Here is a 21358-nt window from a genome sequence, read left to right on the forward strand (position 1 = left end):
ATGAGCAAAGATGTCGTCAAAGGCTTTTTGTCTTTAAGTAGTTTTACGGCCCTTAACCATGGCAGCCGTATCATTCTTACCTTGTGCTTGGCACGGTTACTTACCACTGATGAATTTGGTACTTTTGCTGCTTTATTAGCGCTGTGTGAAATTCTTCTACTGCCAGCCAGCATGGGTTTTTCCTCATCATTAATGCGCATTAGCTACCCGCTATACACACACCAACAACATGACTTATTACGTGGTTTAAGGCATGTTTATTTAGCAGCGTCGGCTATTTTTGGGGTGCTTTTTGTGGCCTCTATCGTTATTAGCTTTCAAGCAATTTCACCGCATCAAAGTGCCAAAGAACACGTTATTTATTTACTGCTACTAGTCCCGATTGGTGCCATTATGCAAAGTCAGTCTGCTTTTTTAGTGGCTTTAAATAAACCTAAAATCGGCCTTATCACCCAGCAATGCATTTTTGAACTGCTCAGCGCACTTTTATGTCTTTTGCTTTATTTTAGCTATGGCGAATTATCACTAGTCAGTATTTGTGTGTTGTTGTTTTGCAGTATGCTCTGCGTAGTGTGTTATCAATACTGGCTCATCAAAGGCATAATTGAACCACGTATCGCACGCTATCAAACGAAACAGTGGTGTAAAGATTCCTTAATCATGTTAGCAAGCGGTGCTGGCACAGTGCTGGTTGCCAAGCTCGATGTACTTCTTGTTCATCATTGGTTTGGCGCGCAGGGCGTAAGTGTGTTTTTTCCTGCGGTTGTGATTGCAGGCTTGCTGACTATTTTAGGCAATGCCGCCAACCAGTATTTAAAACCGATATTAATGGCCGAAAACGATAATTCAAAAGCCGTTAGAGAATTAATGAGTGTACTGTGGCGATTTAATTTTGGCGCAATCATTATCCTAGCACTATTAGCAAAGCCACTGCTGAGCCTGTATGGCGAAACACAATTACAACAAGGTTTTTGGGTGCTTATGCTCATGTTACTCGGGCAACTTTTTCTGCCTGCACGCATACTCGCAAGCAGTCTTATAAAATTAAAAGGCAATCCGCTGATTAATTTATACGTATTATTAGCGGCGACCAGCGTGACAATTTTAATGGCATTCATTTTAAAAGATCAGTGGGGTTTGCTGGGAGTTGCTGTCGCATTCAGTGGCGGGTTTATATTAGGTGCACTGAGCCGCATGGTGATAGTGTGCACTCACATGCGACTGCCTCTTGCTGTTGTATTTGGCTTAGTCAGATAAATAATATTCAATACTGGTCACCACGCGTACTTTTTTAAGTTGTGGTGTGTTTGAATCTCTATCATTAATCGAAAACTGGCCTTGATGCGCCGTTTTTATCTTGCCCAATTTAGACTGTGAGTCTTTGGCAAATTTCATGGCGACTTCACGTGCTTTCTCGGTCGCTTCTTGGACCATTTTTGGTTTAATTTCGTTTAAACCATTAAACAAATATTGAATGCGTGTTTCGTAATTATCTTGTACCACGGCAATGCCCTGCTTGGCTAATTGACTAACTTGACCCAAAGCATGCTGAACTTTTTCAATATCGCTAGAATATACAATCACATTTGAGCGAGCAATGTAGCGAAATTGCTGATTTTCTCCCCCATACTCTCGGGCTTGTTTATCAATAATTGATTGGCTGCCATTGCTAATTTCTTCGTCATTAAAGCCGTGTAATTTTAAAAATGCCACCACCGCATCATTTTTATTCTCAATGCGTGCAACAAGCTTCTCTAGGTTATTATCGGCATCTGAAAATTGTAATGGCCAAATTACGGTGTCTGCAGCCACTTCCATTTCAGCAAGCCCTTTAACATTGACGGTGCGCTCCATTGCTTTGACATCAAGTGCCGCACTTTTCAATATAAAGCCAAGTCCCAGTAAACCTATTGCCAATGCCACAGCAGCAATAACAATATTAAATGGCTGTGCTTTACTCATGCCTTTCTCCTTGATATAGGTCACTGTTTTCGACTCGAAAAGTCACAGTAAACAGGTTATCTTATATGTATAAAAGGGTTATCTTATGTATATAAACTTAACAGACCCTGAAATGTTTACAACAATGCGCAAGCAAAGGACACAGCATGAGCGTTAAACGCATTAGCCAATTCTTTAATCCAACGTCAGTCGCTGTTATTGGCGCCTCTAATTCCCCTAACCGAGCCGGTTTTGTGGTAATGCGTAACCTTTTGCAAGGAGGCTTTAAAGGTCCAATCATGCCCGTGAGTCTAAATCACACGGCGGTGCATGGTGTACTTGCCTACCCAAGTATTGCCGAGTTACCAAAAATACCAGACCTTGCTGTTATTTGTACTAACAAAAATACCTTAATAAATATTATTAATGAGCTGGGTGAAATAGGCTGTAAACACGCGGTGGTGATTGCTGCGGGGCTTAACCCTGAGCAAAAGCTGGCTCTAAAAGAAGCCGCTTTAACGGCAAATGTATCTTTACTTGGGCCTAATTGCCTTGGCTTATTAATTCCGCATATTGGCTTAAATGCAAGCTTTTCGCACACAATTGCAAGCCCAGGTAAGCTCGCTTTTGTTTCGCAATCAGCCGCGGTGTGTTCAACCATACTTGATTGGGCTAAAAACAAAGAAATTGGCTTTTCGTATTTTGTCTCTGTTGGTGACTGTCTGGATATTGACTTTGATGAGCTGCTCGACTTTTTAGGCCGTGATGCTAAAACCAAAGCCATTCTTTTATATATTGATAACATTGAAGATATTCGCAATTTTATTTCAGCAGCCCGTGCTGCAGCATTCAGCAAACCTGTTATTGCCATAAAAACAGGTAAAACTAGCGCAGGGGCACTGGCCGCCGAAATCCACACCGGTGGAACACAAAGTTCAGATGCTGTGTATGATGCACTCTTTCAACGTGCGGGGATGCTTCGCGTTAACGATTTGCGGGAGCTATTTGCAGCCACACAAACGCTGGCAATGCACCCAAAACTTCTAAAAGTTGAGCAACTCACTATTCTCACCAATGGCGGTGGGCCTGGTGTGATGGCCGTTGATACCTTATTACAAAGTTCAGGTAAGTTAGCAGAGCTTAGCGATGAAACACGCGCAGCGCTTAATAAAGTTATTCCACAATCAGAGATGACCTCAAACCCAGTGGATATTTTTGGCGATTCAGCACCTAAACGTTATCAACAAGCTCTAGAGATATTGCTGCAAGCAAAAGAAGTTAAAAATCTTTTGATTATTCATACTCCTTCGGCCCTTGCCCCTAGCGAAGATTACGCTGAAATTATTGTTGAAACACTGCAAAAAATTCCCAAAATGGCGCGCCCTTATGTGATGACCAATTTTATGGGAGAAGATGCTGCTTACGCTGCGCGTCGAGTGTGTGCCAATAATGCGATTCCTACGTACCGTACTCCTGAAGGCGCGGTGGGGGCATTTATGCACTTAGTAAGTTATCGTCGAAATCAAAAACATTTAACACAGACACCCGAATCAAATACAGATGATGCGAAAATAAATAAAGAAGCTGCCAAGGCGTTGGTCAATGAGTTTCTGCTCGATGAGCAAAGCTACTTATCAACACATCAGGCAAGCCAAATTTTAACCCACTATGGTATTGACTGTATTCAAACCGAAGTTGCTTACACGCCTACAGAGGCGAAAGAACAAGCCATTGAGCTTGGTTTTCCAGTGGCGTTAAAACTAATTAGCCCCAGTATTCCGTCTAAATCAGAAGTAGGCGGTGTGGTACTTAACTTAAACGATGCACAAGAAGTAGAGCAAACCGCCTTTGCGATGCTGCTTAGAATTAAAAACACCTATCCTGATGCGCATATAGAAGGATTTTCACTGCAAAAAATGGCCCCCCGTGCCGGCGCAAATGAACTGCGTATCGCCATTAAAACAGAGCCAAACTTTGGCCCTGTTATTTTACTTGGCGAAGCAGGCACAGGCCTTGAGTTTGGGCAAGCGGCGGTCGCGCTTCCTCCTCTTAATATGAATCTTGCGAAATATTTAATTGCAGCAGCCCACGACAAAGGCGTGTTAAAAGACCGCGTATTACCGGAAAAAGTCGATAAATACCGTTTATGTGCCCTACTCACTCGTATCTCGCAATTGGTAATAGACCAGCCTGATATTACCAGCGTAGAGCTCAACCCTATCCTTGCTAGCAACGGGCAATTTTTAGTTCTTGATGCCACAATAAGCTTAAGCCGCTACAAAGCAAAAGCAAACCGCAAGCGCTTGTGTATACGCCCTTATCCCATTGAGTTGGTCAAAGAAGTAACTTTAAAAAACAATACTCAAGCTCAACTTAGACCAATAAAACCCGAAGATGAACAGGCGCACCTTGAGTTTGATCAATCGTTAACAAAAGAAGATCGCTACAAACGCTTTTTTGGCGAACTGCCACAGTTTAATCACGACCAACTGGCAAAAATGACACAAATTGATTACGACCGTGAAATGGCGTTCATTGTTAGCCAAGAGCAAAATGGCTCTGCATGCACGCTAGGCGTGTCTCGCGTATTAATGGATCCTGATAAACAAGAAGCCGAATTTGCAATTGTGGTACGCTCTGACTGTCAAGGTTTAGGGCTTGGCACTATACTCATGAATGCCGCTATTGAACATTGCAAAAGCCAAGGGGTTAAACGCATTGCCGGAATAACATTACCCGAAAACACCGGCATGATCGAACTTGCGCGTAAACTGGGCTTTAAAATTACCCGCGACTTTGAAGAAGGCAGCATCAATATGCTGTTAAATTTAACTTAAAAACGGATTAGAACGTTGCATCGCTTAAGAACTTATACCGCCCGTGTTTTTGAAGGAAACGGCAAGTACCGACGCCTAGGACGAGCACTCGATGTGTTCTTAATGTCACTTATCATGATCAATGTGGTGGCCATTGTTTTAGAGTCTGTAAGTCACCTCGCTAAACAGTATAAGCATGAGTTTTTAATGCTCGAGCTTATTTCTGTCGGTATTTTTACGCTCGAATACATTTTGCGCCTTTGGTCATGTGTCGATAAAAGTGCCCATAAAGAGAGCCCGCTAACCAACTCAAAAATTCGTATTAAATACTTTTTTTCTCCCTTAGCACTCATCGACCTTATTGCCATTTTACCGACCTTGCTAATGGTTTTCGTCAGTGTTGATTTGCGCTTTTTGCGGGTACTACGTTTAATGCGTATCTTTAAACTCACCCGCTATTCTCGAGCTATGCAGCTGTTGTTACAGTCATTTCGCGATGAAAGTAGCTCTTTGCTTGCCGCTTTTTTCATTATGGCGGTTGTGCTGATCATTGCATCATGCGGAATTTATTTAATTGAGCACGATGTGCAACCCGACAAGTTTGGCTCTATTCCATCGGCTATGTGGTGGGCCATGGTCACTCTGACGACTGTAGGTTATGGGGATGTGGTGCCTGTTACTCCGCTTGGACGATTATTTGGGGGTGCCATTACCTTAGTCAGTATGGGAATGGTGGCAATTCCTACCGGTTTATTAGCATCCAGCTTTTCTGAGCAACTTCGTAAGCGCCGTTTGTTGTTTACTGATGCGGTGCATGAAGCAATGGAAGATGGTCATTTATCAGCGATTCAAGAAGAACACCTTGAGAATCTGCGTTACAAGCTCGGTTTAAGTAAGCAAGAAGCAAACAAGGCGATTCATAACGAACTTAAAAATCGCCACAGTAATCTTTATTGCCGTCACTGCGGTAAACGCCAAGATTAACAGTAAAACAGATAAAGTCCGCGGCTTTATCTGTTTTAGTCATCAAATTCTGCATGCCACTGCGCATTTAACAAGGGGCTTACTTCATCCCCAGGAACAGCTTTACTAAACAAATAACCTTGTAAGTATTCACAACCACGAGCGTGTAAGAAGCGAAGCTGGGTGGTATTTTCAACCCCTTCAGCAACACACTCCTTGCCTAGGCTTTTCGCCAATGTGAGTGTTGAATTAATAATAGCTTCGTCATCTTTATCAACCCCGATATCGTGCACAAAGCTTTTATCTATTTTTAAAACATCAACCGGGAACCGTTTTAAATACGTTAGAGAAGCGTAGCCCGTGCCAAAGTCATCCATATAAATTTTACAGCCTAATGCTTTTAATTTATTCATGCTTAATTGGGCTTTCTCTGAATCTCGCATCATCACTGATTCAGTAATTTCGAATACAACAGCACTGGCGGGTACATGGCTGAGTGTTAAAGCTTGATGAATATTTTCGACTAAATGAGTACTTTCAAAATCAAATGCCGATAAGTTAATAGAGATATATAAATCGGGGTGCGACACGCGCCATTGTCGTAACTCGATTAATGCACGCGATAAAGTTTGCAGCATAATTTTAGTGATAAGCCCTGAGCTTTCAGCAGCATTGGCAAAATCTTCAGGCTGATAATCATCATTACTAGGCCAGCGTAATAACACCTCTAACCCTACAACTTGACGTGTTTTTGAACTAACAATGGGTTGATAGTAATTACAAAATTCATGCTCTTGATACGCTTTGCTTAATTGTGACTCTAAATGCAGAGTCCGCTGCACTTGTAAATTCATCTCTTGCTTATAGAACTGATAACGTCCCTCCACAGACCGCTTAGCATGGTAGAGGGCAACATTCGCCGCTTTTAACAGCGCTTTTGTATCGAGGGCATCGTCGGGATACACAGCAACCCCAACACTTAAGTTCACTTTAACCGCTTGTTGATTAAGCTCAATATGGCTTTCAACACAGTCCATAACTTTCGCGCACAGCGATAATAGCTCATCGACCTGTTTGAGATCTTCAGCGAGGATCACAAACTCATCACCTTCAAACCTTGCCAAACTATCTTGCGGGCGCAGCACTTGTTTCAATCGCTTTGCAACTCGCTTGATAAGCTCATCAGACTCTTCGTGACCCAATGAATCATTAAAGTATTTAAATCGCTTAATATTTACATTTAACAAGGCTACTTTCGTTTGATGGTAATCAGCTTGCTCGATAGCATGGCTTACACGGTCACTGAATAATGTTTTGTTCGGCAACCCGGTGAGCGTGTCGTAATTGGCTAATAAGTGCAGTTCATTCTCAGCCAGCTTTTGCGCGCTGATATCAGTGACAATAATCACATAACTGTCGAGTTGACGATTACTCCCCGCAACAGCACTTATTTTAATGAGCACTTGACGCTTTTCGCCGTTGGCAACTTCAACAACATCTTCTGCTGAAAAGTGTTCACCTGATTGCAGTTTTTGCATTACTCGTAAATAGTGAATACGTGCCGGAATAGACAACCCGAGAGTTAAAGAACGACTCGAACGCGGATCAGCAGGAAAGCCAAAGGCACTTTGGAACGACTGATTGGTAGCACGAATACGCAAGTTTTTATCCATAATAAACACCCAGTCTCGGGTTTGTTCAAACGCCGCACCAAATAAACGGGCGTTTTCTTCAAATACCAGTTCTCGGGTCATATTCGTGTAGGTGCCAGCCACTTTCTCAGGCGTGTTGTCTTGCCATTCAACCACCTTGCCGAAATCTTTATACCAACGCCATTGACCATCGGCGTGTCGTAAACGATACGTGCAGTTAAAATAGCCTTTTTGAGTAGATAAAAACTCCAGCCACTCTAAGCGAAAGGTTTGTTTATCATGTGGGTGAATCTTTGCCAAATAGTCATCTAGATTAACACTGTCACTGTCATAGCCCAGTTCATTTTTCAGCCTAGGCTGATAAATAATCGGGCTTTGCGACGACCAATCCCAAACACCAGAATGACTTCCCTCTAATGCAAGTTTTAGTCGCGCCTCACTTTCTTTACTTTCTTTGTGTGCGGCAAGCAAAATTTGCTGCATACGATTACGTCTAAAGAGCCAAGCAGCTACAAGTAGCGCCGCTAATATAAGGTAAAGCAAAATAAAATGTGGCGCACGCCATGGTGGGTATTTTACTTCGATGTTTAATGTTGCCGGCGGGGTTAAATCTCCCGTTAAGGGGTCTTTTGCCCACACTTTAAGGTGGTACTTGCCTGCACTTAATTTTGGAAAAAGAACACGGTTATTATTTCGCGTGTAGGTTTTTTGCCCATCGCCAAGTTGATACTCATAAATAATACGCTCTTGGTAATTGAACGCCATGGCTGAGAAAGCAACCTCGAGACCGATGTCATCATGCTCAAGTACCACACTGTCTATTGGCTGTTTAAGCTCAGCAGGTAAGTCACGAGACATTAAATCCAAGTTGGTGATATTAACGTGATCAATCAAAGCTTGCTGATAGTGGTTATCCATCGGGTAAAAATAGGTAAAGCCTTTAAGGGTGCCATAAACAATTTGCCCAGACTTTAATTTGGTAAATGCGCCACTATTAAACTCGGTAGAAAAAAGCCCCTCTGAACCAGTAAACTGTTGAAAGTGCATATTATCGGGGTTGAGTCGCCACAGCCCTTTATGACTACTCATCCAAATCATTCCGGCTTCATCAAGCACCATATCGTACAATAAAGTGCCTAGCTTATTTTTTTCAAGATCAATGGTGTAGATATGCTCGTACGTTGTGGCATCTAGGCCAATCAAGCCAAAATTCGATAACGATAACCACAAGACATTATTGTTATCAATAATGTAAGACATCACATTCACAGCAACATTTTCATGCTGCTCAGGCACCGTATAAATGGTGGTCAGTTCATAACTGTGAGGATCAACCTGATATAAGATCCCCGCATTATAAAATAACGGTGCATCGGGCTTGCTTGATAAGGCAGGCAAGAACCCATAGGCTAAGAAAGGTTCAAATTCATCAAATTTACCGCCTAAACGTGTCACCTCTTGGCTATCAATATTGTAAACAAACATACCGAAATCGGGGTGAACGTAATACAAATCGCCCGACGGCATTAATAGAACCCCATGCACCCAATCGTTAATGAGTTCTTGCTGTTTAGGGTCTGCCGTTTTAACGGGAGTCACTTCACCCGTCTTTGGATTAAAGCTAAAAATTCCCCGATTCGTGTGCAACCAAAGTTGCGCTTTATAAGGCATTATTTGGTAAACAGTGAATTCGGTCGTGATTAAATCTATTTGGTAGTCTTTTAAAAAGACTTCGCTTTCATACGTGTCTAAGTCAACGGCCGTTAGACCATTGTGGGTCGCAAGCCACAGCCTGCCCTGAAACTCTGCAATACCCCAAATTGAATGATGCGATAAACCGTCACCTTTAATCGAATTGGCCACCACATTTACAAAGTTATAATTATCATACGAGAGATAAAAAGCGCCATCGTTCTTGGTGGCTAACCACATGCCTCCGGAGCGATCTTTTACGATATCAATGATACTTGTATCAGCAAGGGTGTAACCGTTGTCTTTTAAGCGTGTACTTTTAACCAAGTCGCCGGTTGCCCGGGTAAAGTTAAATAAGCCTTTATCGGTTCCCAAGGTAATCGTTGAATTTTGTGGAATAATTTCCCAAATATTTAAGTCGCTAATTAGGGTCTTATTTTTAAACTGAACCTCAGGCGTGTTAAACATCTCTGGTAAGTTGCTAATATCGACTTCGTATAAACCCCGAACAGCCCCGACCAACAAAGTATGCTCATCTATTACGGCAAACGACTTCACATAGTTTTGATACATGTGTGTTGGCGCTTGGCTTAGATGTTCAAGCTTTCTTACCTGGCCCGATGCGATTTCATAAACAAATGCCCCATTACTCGTGCCCATAAATATGTAACCTTGATAAGGATACAACTCACGAATAACGCTGCTTTTTACACGATCAGGTATTTCAAAAATAGACGTGACTTGCTGCGTTTCTAAGTCGAGTTTTGCAAAATCCCAGCCTCGGCCTAGCCAGAGCGTTTTGTCATCAACCGCAACCATACTAAACACAGATTCTATAAAAATTTGCTCTTCGGTGGTGGGCTTTGCAATAAATTGTTGGTAGCTGTCAGTACTCGGATCATAACGGAATAGCCCTGCTTGCAAAGATGCTATCCAAATATAACCTTGGGGGTCTTGATAAATGCGGTCAATGATGGCGTCTTCAAGCTCTCCATTAGGGCCTTTGATATGCACAACCTCATAGCCATCATAACGATTTAAACCGCCCTCAGTGGATAACCATAAATAGCCACTGTTATCGATAAGCATCGTATTGACATAACTTTGCGACAACCCTTCGCTGGTTGATAAGCGTTTCACTTGCGCAAAACTGGAATGACTAAACAAACCACAAATCACAATAATGAGCAGAGCTGATAAAGAAAAGAACTTAGTCATTGACGTTCCAAATTACTAACTTGGCGCGGTGTCACACGTAAAGTGCATCGCGACGATATTGCGATGCGCATATACCTCAAACAACGATTGCAAAGAATTGGGTAATGTTAATGTATAGTTAAACCCATTTACTAGATAGAAATCAATCAGATTTTCATAGGCAAAGGTAAAAACTGTCCCTTTTTGTTCAGCAATAAGCGTGGTGAGTAACTGTGAGGCTACTTTTTTACCTCGCCATGCAGCATCAACATACAGAGTTGATAAAAATAAAAAGCCCGCTTTATTTTGAACCCGACATGCCGCAACGATATCCAAACCATGGTACGCCACCCACACTTGATCAGCTTTAGTGGCACGCCCCCGCGCATTGTGTTTATCGTAAAACTTATTTACCAACGGGGTTTTGATTGCGTCAAGTAAACAAAATTTCAGCTCCGTCATGATTAACTCATTAAGGATAAATAATGCTCAAACTGTTGTTTTAAAAAGGCTTGCTCTGACATAGGACGATTATTAATTGCTGTATACACCCCTTCGCGGGTATTTTTTCCACGCTTAATCTGGTAGGCCCAAAAAGAGGCTTCGTAGTCTAATTGAATTTGATATTTTAGCTCTCGAGGCAATTTACATAAATTAAAGCTCATACTTTCTCAGCAACAGTGTATTGATTTATGAAGTATAACAAAGTTGCTTCAAATTAATCGCCTATTTTAAACCTTGATTTTGGAAACACATAACAGTAAATTAACGCCGAATACATGCTCGCAAGGAACGCACGTTGCCAAAATTTCTGATACCTAGTTTGACCATTATTCTGCTGTTTTTTTGCTTTCCTAGCAGCGCAAATTCTCATATTTTAATTTTTAATCGCCCAGCCGACACACCGCAAGCACGTTATGTGGTTGACTTATTGAGCACCGCTTATAAAGAGATAGGTTATGAGCTTCACGTTATTGATTTTAATCATCAAGGTTCGTTAGCAGCTGCAAACCAAGGTGTGCTTGATGGACAGTTAGGGCGTATTGATTTTGTTACCCGCGATTATCCAAATTTATTAAAGGTCGACTTTCCCCTGTTCGAATTTAACCTTGTATTATTAAAAAACTGCAAGCAATGCAATTATCGTGATCTTAAGTCACTCGCTATTCAGTCAAGTTATCCCGCAGCACAGAGCTACATAGAAGAAAATCCCATTAAAGGTGATGTGATAAAGGTAAGAAACGTCACGGCTCAATTGAATTTATTGACTCAAAAACGCGTTGAAGGCACCATTTTATTAGACTTTTTACTCTCTACAAAACACCCTGACTTTAACCAAGCGGCTTTTAATAAAGAGATTTTAATGTCGATGCAAAGCTTTCACTTTGTGCATAAACGCCACGCAGCACTTATTCCGCAACTGACAAATATTCTTAAAAAGCTTGAAGCCGATGGCACGGTGCGCACGCTAAAAACGAAATACAATCTCACCGAGTTTTAAAAATCAAATCCGCCTTGTTCAGGTGTCGGTTGGTTATTTTCTGCCAACTGTTTTTTCTGTAAATAACGCTTATAACGCTGCTGACATAAGCTGATTACTTTGCGTTTTTCAGCATTACTCAGCTGATTCCAGTAAAACCGTTCATCGCGACTGCGATAACAGCCTTTACAATAGCCCCGATTATTAACCTGACAAATCCCTTTGCAAGGGCTTGGGATCTCAAATATTTCAATTTGTTGCATCACAATTGCCAGTTAATTAATCATCTTAGAAGTATAGCCCGAAAATTAATCATAAAAAAAGCCACTTCAAAAAGTGGCTCATTTAACGAATCAAAACATTGCTTAAAAAAGTAATTAGCACATTGATTTAAATGCGAACGCATTCTATCAACTTTAGATTATTTAATCTGATTCGCTCGTAGAAAGTTCTGCTTTGCGATGAAAAGGTTTCGCGTACATTGCTAAAACCAGTGGCTTTAACTCTTCAGGTACTTTAGCTAAACGCGCATTAAACGCTTCAGCATCTTTTTTATCAATCACGGCCTGCTTACACCCCCCCGCAATATAGTTACCTGGGTGTAAGAAAAACGAATCAACAATTTGCTGGTCAATCGTTTTTGCAAGCTCTTCTGGTGACTCGCAGCCAGATTCAATTGGCTCACCAAACGCTAAATGTACATGCCCTTTTGCTGTGCTAAAGCCCTCAACAATGCTGGCAATGTCTTCACCTTGTTGCTTTACATATTGGCCGTGATGCTGTTTGTGATAAAGCTCTTTCGCTTTCGCAATCGCACACGGTTCATATTGATACGAGATAGAGACTGGCACTATTTTTAATTCGCGAACGTAATCAGCAAATTCTTTTTTCTGTTTACGACCTTGTAGCTGCAACATTTTAAGCAGTGCAGGATCCGTTTGATCAAAACCATCTTTTGCACGCCCTTCTTTTTGTGCAATCCAAATTGAATGACCCTCTGACAATGAATCATAAATATAGGCTGAGAGTTGTGATAACGCTTTGAGCATTTCTTTGGGTGCTTTTGCTGAACGTTTCACTATAAAGCTTTTATTTAAGCGCATTAACTCTGTGATATACGGAATTTGCAGCAAATTATCACCAATGGCGATGCGCACTGTCGGCATGTTGTGTTTAAACAAACCCCAGTTAACTAACGCTGGATCCAAGACAATATCGCGGTGATTTGAAATGAACAAATACGCTTGTTTTGGATCCAGTTTATCTAGACCCGAAAATGTCACTTCAGATGTGGTACGGGTGATCAGTTTATTTAAATAGCTGGCCACCTCTTGTTGAACTTGCTCAACAGATTGCGTATTTCCCCACTTTTTTCTTAATTGCTGGCGCACTAATGGGCGAGTTATAAATGGAAAATAAGATAAAAAGCGCGGCAGATTATACTTGGCGATAACATCCACAAAGGCATTATCAGCAATTAATCGGGCGACTGAATCAGCGACTTCGTCATCATTGTAAGGTCTAATATCGGCGTATTTATCCACACATTCACTCATAAAAACTGCTTAAGTTAAAAAACGGCACGCATGGCGTACCGTTTAAATAGTTGGCGGATTATAACTCAGGCAATTTTAAATGCGAACCGAGACGCGATAGTTAACCTAAATATTTCCCTATATTGATAAAATTTTATTTTTACAACAATTAATTAGGCAATGCTCTTACCAGTATCAACGAACTTTTTTAATGCCATTTTGAGCACTAATCTCAGCATTAAAATAGCCAAAATGATACCCGAAGCAAGGCTTAACCAATGCGGTAGAACCTCGTGTTCAGTGCCCATCATGGGAGCCACTACAAAGCCAAATTCATCCACTAAGTAATCCGTTAAAAAGCCAAACAGTAAAGCCATTCCGATTACCCCAGTTAAATAAGCAAACACCGCACGTTTACCTAACTCCTTACCCACCACTCCCAAGGTGGCGATATTCGTCGCAGGACCTGCAAGCATAAACACCAATACCGCACCAGGGGATACGCCACTTAACAGTAACCCTGCTGCTATCGGGGTCGAGGCAGTCGCACAAATGTACATTGGTATACTAATCAGTATCACCACCAGCATCGCAAAAATACCGCTTCCCCATTGACTTAAATAAGACTCAGGAACATACGTTTGCACTAGCGCTGCGAAAAAGAGACCAATCACCAGCCACACCATGGTGTCTTCTAACAGTTTATTGCAGCTAAAACGAATAGCGCGTTTAAATTTAGCAACACGGCTCTCTATCGAAAGACTGGGCTTTTCGCTTTTACAGCAACGGTCTGCTTTTATCGATGCAGAATCTTCAGTGCTAAAGCCGCTCGGCTCTTTTTTAACTTCAGCCGAAGTATTACTACTGCAACAGCTCGGCTCTTTTTTAATTTCAGCCGAGGTATTACTGCTGCAACAGCTGGGCTCTTTTTTAACTTCAGCTGCGGTATTACTGCTGCAACAGCCTGCACTATTATCATCTGCAGTGGCGGCTTGATGCTTATGCTGAGAATGAATTTCATGGTCTTTCCCAACCAAGACACCCGCAGCTATCGCACTGCACACCGCTGCGATTGGGCGTATAATGGCCATAAATGGCCCCAATAAAACATACGAAACTGACACTGAATCAACGCCCGTTTCGGGTGTTGAAACTAAAAATGCCGTCGTCGCACTTTTCGATGCTCCCGCTCTTCTAAGCCCAATTGCTGCTGGAATAACACCACACGAACACAATGGCATAGGCGCACCAATAAAAGCAGCCTTAATGGTTGTCCAAAGCCCTTCTTTTCCTAAGTGACGATTGAGAAAATTGGCCGGTAAATACACATTTAATAAACCAGCAATCAATAAACCTAACATTAGCCATGGGGCAGATAATAAGAATAACTGCCAAAAATTATTGAGTAAGTCCATCAATATCCTCCAGTGTCGTCAGTATCGAGCAGTTCTCAGCGGGCTCTTCACCACCACAACATTTATCTGCTAATAATGAAAGAGAGTCATAAAAACGCGTGAGTTCAGCAATGCGTGCGGCCACTAAATCACGTTTTTGTAATGTCATTGCTTTAACCTCATGGCATGAATGCTGATTTTTATGAAACTTAATTTGCAATAACTCTTTTATTTCAGACAGACTAAAACCAACGTTTTTTGCCCGCAAAATGAACGACATTTGCTTGTAATCTGCATCAGAGTAAAACCGATATCCCACCTCAGAACGCGAACTTGGCGTTAACAAACCATGTTTTTCGTAGTACCTTAACGTATCTGTTGAGACGCCTAATTGACGGGCAAACTCACCTATTTTCATCACTGTCTCCATTGTGAAGCGTTTATTTATTATGCTCACTATAAACCTTGGAGTACACCCTAAGGTCAAGCAAAAATTAATAAGGAAAGTATATGAATATCGTCGTCCTTGATGCCGCCACATTAGCAGACACTTCGTTAGATGAGCTGGCACAATTAGGTTCACTCACTTGCTATAACCTAACTAATCAGCACGAATTAATTGAACGCTGCCAAGACGCTGATGTAGTAGTAACGAATAAAGTAGTTATAAATCAACAAGCAATGGCGCAGTTACCTCAATTAAAATTAATTTGCGTTGCTGCAACAGGCACCAATAATATTGATTTACCAGCAGCAAAAGCCCATAACATCGCCGTGACCAATGTGGCCGGATATTCAACACCTTCAGTGGTTCAACACACGTTTACATTGATCACCAATCTGCTTGGTAACACACACAAGTACATTCGTGATTGCCAGCAAGGTTTATGGCAGCAGAGTCCGATGTTTTGTCGCTTAGATTACAGCTTTAATGAAATAGCGGGGAAAACCTTAGCAATTATTGGCTACGGCTCGTTGGGCAAAGCGGTTGCTGAAGTTGCAACCGCATTTGGTGCCCATGTAATTATCAGTGAACGTAAAGGACATACACCGCGTGAAGGTCGCGTTAGTTTTGAGCAAGCATTAAAATCGGCTGATATAATCAGTGTTCACTGCCCGTTAACAGAAGAAACTCGCGACCAAATTGCGGCTCATGAGCTGAACATGATGAAACCCTCTGCCATCCTTATTAATACTGCCCGTGGAGGGATTATTAATGAGGCTGATTTAGCATCTGCGCTTGCTAATAATGTGATTGCTGGCGCGGGTGTTGATGTACTCAGTAAAGAACCCGCCGAGGCAGATAACCCACTTGCCCGATACACTGGCGACAATTTATTACTTACGCCGCACATTGCCTGGGCAAGTAAAGAGTCTATTATTCGCTTAGTGAAAGAAATCGCGTTAAATATCAAAGCATTTAACCAAGGAAATGAGCGCAATAGGTTGGTCTAAATTGCAATTTTTTGGTCAATTGAGCGAAATGGTTTGCAAAAAAGCTCCTAGCCAATTGACCAATTAAAAGCTAATCACTTGATTTAATTTACTTTTTAAAATGTGGCAAGCTGATTGCTAATTAAGAGCAACGTAAACATTAAATTCTAGGGATAAAAAAATGAAAAAAGCACTTTTAATTGCAGCGCTTACTGCACCATTTTTAACTGGCTGTGTCATTGCAGTATCTGATGGTGAAGCTGAAACACATTGGGCAGGTGATTCATCGACGAGCTGGCAAAAGCAGCACAAAAATAACCGCGAAATCATTTCGACTCTTGCGCTTGATACTAACTACCAAGTGGTACTTAATAAACTTCACACCCCTAACTTCACTGAATTACTAAAACAAGGTGACGATGTTTACCAAGTATTGTTTTATGCCACTCATAGCATTCACTCTGATGGTAAAATGACAAAAGATGAGTGCACACCACTGGTATTTAAAAACGATAAGCTAATTGGCGTTGGTGATACCATTTATAAATCACTGAGCAATGGCTAATTAGCCGAAAATGGCAGAGTAGGCCTTGCCTACTCTTTACCCACTCACATTCACTAATCGCGACACAACTTGGTCACGTCCGCCATCTTTAGCCTGATATAACCCTAAGTCAGCTTCTTCAAGCAGCGTTTGTTCAGCGTATACTTGGCCTGTTTCTGTGGTCGCAATGCCGATACTAATTGTCACATGATCCGAATTTAACGAAGCGGTATGGGGAATACCTAAATTACTCACTGCATGTCGTAATTTATTAGCAAATGCGATTGCTTGTGTTGCCGTTGTATTAGGCAAAACGGCCGCAAACTCTTCCCCCCCATAGCGCGCCACAAAGTCACTGCCTCGCTCGCAGGCCCCAACAAGCGCATGAGCAATTCGTTTTAAGCAATCATCACCCGCTCGGTGGCCATAGCAATCATTAAACCGTTTAAAATGATCCACATCCATGAGTAGTACAGACAAAGGGGTTTGATCGCGACGACAGCGACGCCATTCTCGGGCAAGGTTTTCATCTAGATAACGTCTATTAGGAATTTCAGTCAGGCCATCGATTGACGCTAGCATTTCGAGCAAGTCATTTTTTTGTTTGATTAATAACTGATTACGCACACGCGCACGAACAATCGCAGCACTAAAGGGTTTAGTTATATAATCCATCGCCCCCAACTCGAGGCCTTTTGCTTCGTCGTCATGGCTCGAATTAGCAGAAATAAAAATAACAGGCAGCATATTTGTGACGGTATTTTCTTTTATTTTGCTCAGTACCTCATACCCATCAATACCGGGCATAACAATATCCAGAATCAGTAAATCAACGGACTGTGTTTTTAAAAACGTCAGTGCCTTTTCACCACTTTCAACACAAAAAACATCATAATCTTGCTGTAATGTTTTTTCTAATACCAAACGGTTCAACGGATCGTCATCAACAATCAGTACCTTGGCTCTTTTTAGCATCTGTAGATCCTTGTTCGATGATAAATGCAATGACTTGTTTAATCTGCCACTGCAACTCATCGTTTAATAACTCAGGGAGTTCGCCTTGTGCTTTAAGCTTAGCCTCACATTGCTGAGCGCAGGCTGACAAACGTTTAAAGCCTAGATTACCGGCCGACCCTTTCACATTATGGACAACTCTGATCAACTCATCGGTGGTCTTTAATGTTGAAATTTGTAATAGCTGTTGTGCTGCCATGGTCGCAAACTTTGACAGCATAGTTAATACTAATTCTGTATTATTTGAAAACTGAGTGAAAACAAACGTACGGTCAAAAAAAGCCTGTTTCTGTACTTCAAGCTCACTCATCGCCAAAAACAGTGTACTGGCAACAATGGGTTTAGTGAGGTGTTTATTCATGCCCGCCGCAACGGATTGCTCTATGTCAGCCGCTTCGCTGTGTGCTGTTAATGCATAAATCGGCATTTGCTCTTTCGTGAATGACTGGCGAATTATACGCGTAGCTTGGCAGCCATCCATCTGGGGCATTTGAATATCCATAAAGATCAAGTCAGGTCTGAGACAATTAGCAAGCTCAATGCCCTTTTCACCACTGTCTGCACACACAACGGTGATATCGGCTTGCTCTAAAATACTTTTAATAATGCTTAGATTAAGTGGGTTGTCATCTAAGGCTAACACTAATAGACCCGATAAATCGGCACTTGAAGGGAGGGATACAACCGCCTTTTTCGCCGTTTCGCTGGTTTTATCTAGCTGTAAGCAGAAACTAAATTCACTGCCTTTGCCTCGTTGACTTGCTAGTTTTATTTCGCCGCCCATTAACGCCACTTCGTACTTTACAATTGCAAGCCCAAGCCCAACGCCTTGATGTGAACGCGTTAGTGACTCATCACCTTGTGTAAAGGCATCAAATAAGCGACTTTGATCCGCATCGCTAATCCCAATACCGGTGTCTTTTACAGCAAAGCATATTAGTTGTTGTTCAGAGGTTTGTTCGACTAAGTTTAAACTTAATTTAACGCTTCCTTGCTCTGTGAATTTAGCGGCATTAGTCAGTAAATTACCTAACACCTGTTGTAAACAGATTTGATCGCCCCTTAGGTTAGAATTGATCTTTTCATCGCACTCAACGCTGAATTCTAACCCCTTCGTTTTACACAGTGGCGCGACGATTCCTTCGCAATAATTAATTAAATCAGACAAGCTAAAGGGGGCTTTAGTTAATTTAACTTGCGAACTTTCGGCTCGGGCAAAATCGAGCATACGGTTTAATAAAGACAATAAGCTGTTGGCTGCTGACTTCGCTTGCTCAGCATGTGTGCGCTGCTCCAACGACAAGCCTTGCAACGCAATGACATCTATTAGGCCCAGTACGGCATTAAGTGGGGTGCGTATCTCATGACTTAAATTGGCAATAAAGCGGCTTTTAGCTAATGTGGCACGCTCGGCGTCATTTTTAGCTTGTATTAAGTCAGTGATATCTTGGACATGGACAACAAAGTAATCTGGATTTTTTTCACCATTCCATACCAATGAAACACTAATTTGTAGCCAACATTTTTGTTCTTGCTGGGGCAAACTAAAGTGATACACTTTTTTCTTTTCGCTGAGCAATTCAAGTAAGGTACCTTTTAACGTGTCTAGTGATTGCTCGCCAAACAAATCATCCAACCTATATTGGCTGCTCAAGGTGTCACTGCGTTCTAGTGAAAATATTTTACGCGCCGCTTTATTCATTTGCAGTACGCGGTAATCAAGAGACAGTAATATAACCCCATTGGCAGCGTACTCCATTGCACTGCGTAATTTGGCTTCAGAGCTTTGTAATGCGTTTAATGCCGCGTGCTGCTCAGTAATATCACGGCCTATCGCCATAGTTCCCAATAATTGTTGATGCTCGTTATAAAAAGGCGCAATACTCAAATGATAGGTTTTATCATTGGTTACTAAACGTTTTTGATACACTTGGCGGTCTTGTAATACTTGTCGCTCAAGTTCACTTAGCTCGCCGTTATCATCACTGATATCACATAACTGCTGGCCAACGAGTTTTTCTTGCGGTAAACCGATATAACTCTCATACGCCTTGTTACAGCCTAAAAATGAACCATCAATATTTTTAAAATAAATAAGATCTGGCACATTATTAAGCATGGTGTTCAGTAAGGCTAAATGACGTTCTTTGGCATCAATACTGCGGCGCAATTGTTTTGATTTAACTTGCACTTGTGAATCAAGCGCTTTGTTCGCCTCTTGCAATGATTGAACAAGCTCTTCATTACGGGTAAAAACCCGCTTAACTCGGCTAAACCAAGGTTGCCAATCAGCAGGAATACGATAATTTACCAGTGTATGTTGGCCTTCATCATGTTTTTCTAGGTAATTCATCAAGTGAGTCATTGGCTTTACAAATATGCGCTGACTCAACCAAAATACCGCGCTGAACATCATGACTAAAAAAACACTTAAGAACACAAATTCTATAAACATGTCGTAGCGGACAGGCCCACTGAGTGCTTTTTGAGATTCAAAGTAACGGGTATAAATTGGTAAATCAGACGATGGTTGCACTAAGTGACTGTGACTTTTTGTGTTTTTGTTTATCTCACTTTCGGGCCAATAATCATCGGCATTAATCGCTGTTTTTAATACTTTACTTGAGCTGGCTATTACTTGGTTATCTTGATTAATGAAAATATATTCGCCGTTACTCGGGGCAATTTTCATTAACCACTTAGAGATTGCCTCTAAGTCATAAATTAAAATGATGTAGTCGTCGCTTTGTAACGCTCGTCTTTTTCCTATTGCAAAGTACGCGTGGCCATTAACAGTAATAACAGCACTTGAGGCCAGCGCTTTATCATTTAAACGCGACGGTCGAAATTTATTATCCAACACACTCGTCAGCAATTCACTTTCAGCTGTTGAACGGCGCTTTATATAAACAAAACCCTGTTCGTTAACATAGGCAACACCTTGCAACGATTGAATCAATGCCAGCGTTGTGTTGAACGAGGGCCCTAATGCAAGCACTTGACGCCACTGAGTAAGAGCAAAGGCAGTGGATGCAAATTTACCTTGCCCCACAATTTCACCCACTCCTCCCTTTATGGGTTGATAATAGTAGTGATCAAACTGATTTACATTGCGGGCCCAGTTGGGGTCGAAGTCATATGATAATGGCTGCTCATACAACTTAAACATCGTATCAATCAATCCATCAGCCGCATGCATTGCATGACCAAGCTGAGCAGAGATATTATTAAAACTACTTTGTCGGCTTTCTTGTGAGCGTTCTAACTTTAGATTATATAAGTGTAAACACAGAATAAACGCCACCAGCAATGGCACAATAAGCGCCACGGCCAGAGAACGATAATAATGCTTTAGTGGTAAAAAATTCACTCGATTTTAAGTACCTTGCCTCGGTAACACCTAGATTAACGAGGCAAAGATTCACTGGCAAGTTATAAATTTTCTTCAGCGAAGCTTGCCAAGCGACTACGAACAACACCATTCAAGTTAACGGTTGCACTTCCTTCAAAATTTTTAAATCGTTCAACAATATAGGTTAAACCTGAGGTAACAGGGGTTAAATAGTTACTATCGATTTGCGCTAAGTTTCCTGAGCAAATTAACTTCGTGCCCTCACCACAGCGGGTGATTATGGTCTTCAATTGAGAGGCGGTTAAATTTTGACTTTCATCTAATATCACCCCCGAATTGATATA

At 41.6% G+C, this 21358-nt stretch carries 16 protein-coding genes and 1 pseudogene; 6 read left to right on the forward strand and 11 right to left on the reverse strand.

Going from position 1 to position 21358, the window contains the following annotated elements; all coding sequences use genetic code 11:
- Entirely contained in the window at positions 1–1257 is a 1257-nt protein-coding gene (locus H3302_RS12660; protein WP_182395435.1) for a lipopolysaccharide biosynthesis protein, read from the forward strand.
- On the opposite strand, the gene H3302_RS12665 is transcribed toward H3302_RS12660, so the two are convergent.
- On the reverse strand, positions 1246–1962 hold the full coding sequence (locus tag H3302_RS12665; RefSeq protein WP_036966051.1) for an SIMPL domain-containing protein: 717 nt from the start codon (positions 1960–1962) through the stop codon (positions 1246–1248). The two genes, H3302_RS12660 and H3302_RS12665, sit on opposite strands and share 12 nt — an antisense overlap.
- Positions 1963–2108: 146 nt before the next feature.
- On the opposite strand from H3302_RS12665, the gene H3302_RS12670 reads away from it, so the two are divergent.
- The gene (locus tag H3302_RS12670) at positions 2109–4778 is read left to right on the forward strand and encodes a bifunctional acetate--CoA ligase family protein/GNAT family N-acetyltransferase (RefSeq protein ID WP_074988931.1); all 2670 of its coding nucleotides are present in this window, start codon (positions 2109–2111) and stop codon (positions 4776–4778) included.
- A 15-nt stretch (positions 4779–4793) separates the two neighbouring features.
- The gene (locus tag H3302_RS12675; protein WP_036966045.1) at positions 4794–5741 is read left to right on the forward strand and encodes an ion transporter; all 948 of its coding nucleotides are present in this window, start codon (positions 4794–4796) and stop codon (positions 5739–5741) included.
- A gap of 35 nt (positions 5742–5776) precedes the next feature.
- Here the strand turns inward: H3302_RS12675 and H3302_RS12680 are convergent, their stop codons facing one another.
- From H3302_RS12680 to H3302_RS12690, 3 genes are read right to left on the reverse strand one after another with little or no spacing between them, the layout of a single operon-like run.
- Positions 5777–10282, reverse strand: coding sequence for an EAL domain-containing protein (locus tag H3302_RS12680; protein ID WP_182395438.1), 4506 nt, complete (start codon positions 10280–10282; stop codon positions 5777–5779).
- Between the two features lie 15 nt (positions 10283–10297).
- A complete protein-coding gene (locus tag H3302_RS12685) occupies positions 10298–10723 on the reverse strand; it encodes a GNAT family N-acetyltransferase (RefSeq protein ID WP_065979683.1) in 426 nt (141 codons plus the stop codon).
- A 2-nt stretch (positions 10724–10725) separates the two neighbouring features.
- Positions 10726–10926 carry a DUF3283 family protein gene (locus H3302_RS12690; protein ID WP_182395440.1) on the reverse strand — a complete coding sequence of 67 codons (201 nt, stop codon included), beginning with the start codon at positions 10924–10926 and terminating at the stop codon, positions 10726–10728.
- 134 nt (positions 10927–11060) lie between these two features.
- Between H3302_RS12690 and H3302_RS12695 the strand changes: the two genes are divergently transcribed.
- Entirely contained in the window at positions 11061–11762 is a 702-nt protein-coding gene (locus H3302_RS12695) for a transporter substrate-binding domain-containing protein (protein WP_230235931.1), read from the forward strand.
- Here the strand turns inward: H3302_RS12695 and H3302_RS12700 are convergent.
- The 4 genes from H3302_RS12700 to zntR all read right to left on the reverse strand — a co-directional run bounded on the left by H3302_RS12700 (position 11759) and on the right by zntR (position 15088).
- Entirely contained in the window at positions 11759–12004 is a 246-nt protein-coding gene (locus H3302_RS12700) for a DUF1289 domain-containing protein (protein ID WP_036966031.1), read from the reverse strand. The two genes, H3302_RS12695 and H3302_RS12700, sit on opposite strands and share 4 nt — an antisense overlap.
- A gap of 162 nt (positions 12005–12166) precedes the next feature.
- Entirely contained in the window at positions 12167–13297 is a 1131-nt protein-coding gene (locus H3302_RS12705; protein WP_074988933.1) for a 1-acyl-sn-glycerol-3-phosphate acyltransferase, read from the reverse strand.
- A 152-nt stretch (positions 13298–13449) separates the two neighbouring features.
- Positions 13450–14691 (reverse strand): SO_0444 family Cu/Zn efflux transporter, encoded by a 1242-nt coding sequence (locus H3302_RS12710; RefSeq protein ID WP_182395443.1) that lies wholly within the window; start codon positions 14689–14691, stop codon positions 13450–13452.
- On the reverse strand, positions 14675–15088 hold the full coding sequence (gene zntR, locus H3302_RS12715) for a Zn(2+)-responsive transcriptional regulator (protein ID WP_083202809.1): 414 nt from the start codon (positions 15086–15088) through the stop codon (positions 14675–14677). Before zntR ends, H3302_RS12710 begins: the two co-directional genes overlap by 17 nt.
- Before the next feature lie 92 nt (positions 15089–15180).
- On the opposite strand from zntR, the gene H3302_RS12720 reads away from it, so the two are divergent.
- Positions 15181–16125 (forward strand): D-2-hydroxyacid dehydrogenase, encoded by a 945-nt coding sequence (locus tag H3302_RS12720; RefSeq protein ID WP_182395446.1) that lies wholly within the window; start codon positions 15181–15183, stop codon positions 16123–16125.
- Positions 16126–16285: 160 nt separating this feature from the next.
- Entirely contained in the window at positions 16286–16669 is a 384-nt protein-coding gene (locus H3302_RS12725; protein WP_036966020.1) for a DUF3192 domain-containing protein, read from the forward strand.
- 36 nt (positions 16670–16705) lie between these two features.
- On the opposite strand, the gene H3302_RS12730 is transcribed toward H3302_RS12725, so the two are convergent.
- The 3 genes and pseudogenes from H3302_RS12730 to H3302_RS12740 all read right to left on the reverse strand — a co-directional run.
- Positions 16706–17623 carry a diguanylate cyclase gene (locus H3302_RS12730; protein ID WP_036966017.1) on the reverse strand — a complete coding sequence of 306 codons (918 nt, stop codon included), beginning with the start codon at positions 17621–17623 and terminating at the stop codon, positions 16706–16708.
- Positions 17592–21032 (reverse strand): PAS domain-containing hybrid sensor histidine kinase/response regulator, encoded by a 3441-nt coding sequence (locus H3302_RS12735; protein WP_182395448.1) that lies wholly within the window; start codon positions 21030–21032, stop codon positions 17592–17594. Before H3302_RS12735 ends, H3302_RS12730 begins: the two co-directional genes overlap by 32 nt.
- A gap of 62 nt (positions 21033–21094) precedes the next feature.
- Positions 21095–21352, reverse strand: a pseudogene (locus H3302_RS12740) (PhoH family protein); the annotation flags it as partial.
- Positions 21353–21358 lie beyond the last annotated feature (6 nt).

Source organism: Pseudoalteromonas sp. MT33b (assembly GCF_014117385.1).
GTDB classification, from domain to species: domain Bacteria; phylum Pseudomonadota; class Gammaproteobacteria; order Enterobacterales; family Alteromonadaceae; genus Pseudoalteromonas; species Pseudoalteromonas lipolytica.

Excerpts from the sequence above, each read along its gene's own strand:
- H3302_RS12660 (WP_182395435.1), top strand. The coding sequence starts at position 1 with ATGAGCAAAGATGTCGTCAAAGGCTTTTTGTCTTTAAGTAGTTTTACG.
- H3302_RS12665 (WP_036966051.1), bottom strand. The coding sequence starts at position 1,962 with ATGAGTAAAGCACAGCCATTTAATATTGTTATTGCTGCTGTGGCATTG.
- H3302_RS12670 (WP_074988931.1), top strand. The coding sequence starts at position 2,109 with ATGAGCGTTAAACGCATTAGCCAATTCTTTAATCCAACGTCAGTCGCT.
- H3302_RS12680 (WP_182395438.1), bottom strand. The coding sequence starts at position 10,282 with ATGACTAAGTTCTTTTCTTTATCAGCTCTGCTCATTATTGTGATTTGT.
- H3302_RS12685 (WP_065979683.1), bottom strand. The coding sequence starts at position 10,723 with ATGACGGAGCTGAAATTTTGTTTACTTGACGCAATCAAAACCCCGTTG.
- H3302_RS12690 (WP_182395440.1), bottom strand. The coding sequence starts at position 10,926 with ATGAGCTTTAATTTATGTAAATTGCCTCGAGAGCTAAAATATCAAATT.
- H3302_RS12700 (WP_036966031.1), bottom strand. The coding sequence starts at position 12,004 with ATGCAACAAATTGAAATATTTGAGATCCCAAGCCCTTGCAAAGGGATT.
- H3302_RS12705 (WP_074988933.1), bottom strand. The coding sequence starts at position 13,297 with ATGAGTGAATGTGTGGATAAATACGCCGATATTAGACCTTACAATGAT.
- H3302_RS12710 (WP_182395443.1), bottom strand. The coding sequence starts at position 14,691 with ATGGACTTACTCAATAATTTTTGGCAGTTATTCTTATTATCTGCCCCA.
- zntR (WP_083202809.1), bottom strand. The coding sequence starts at position 15,088 with ATGAAAATAGGTGAGTTTGCCCGTCAATTAGGCGTCTCAACAGATACG.
- H3302_RS12720 (WP_182395446.1), top strand. The coding sequence starts at position 15,181 with ATGAATATCGTCGTCCTTGATGCCGCCACATTAGCAGACACTTCGTTA.
- H3302_RS12725 (WP_036966020.1), top strand. The coding sequence starts at position 16,286 with ATGAAAAAAGCACTTTTAATTGCAGCGCTTACTGCACCATTTTTAACT.
- H3302_RS12730 (WP_036966017.1), bottom strand. The coding sequence starts at position 17,623 with ATGCTAAAAAGAGCCAAGGTACTGATTGTTGATGACGATCCGTTGAAC.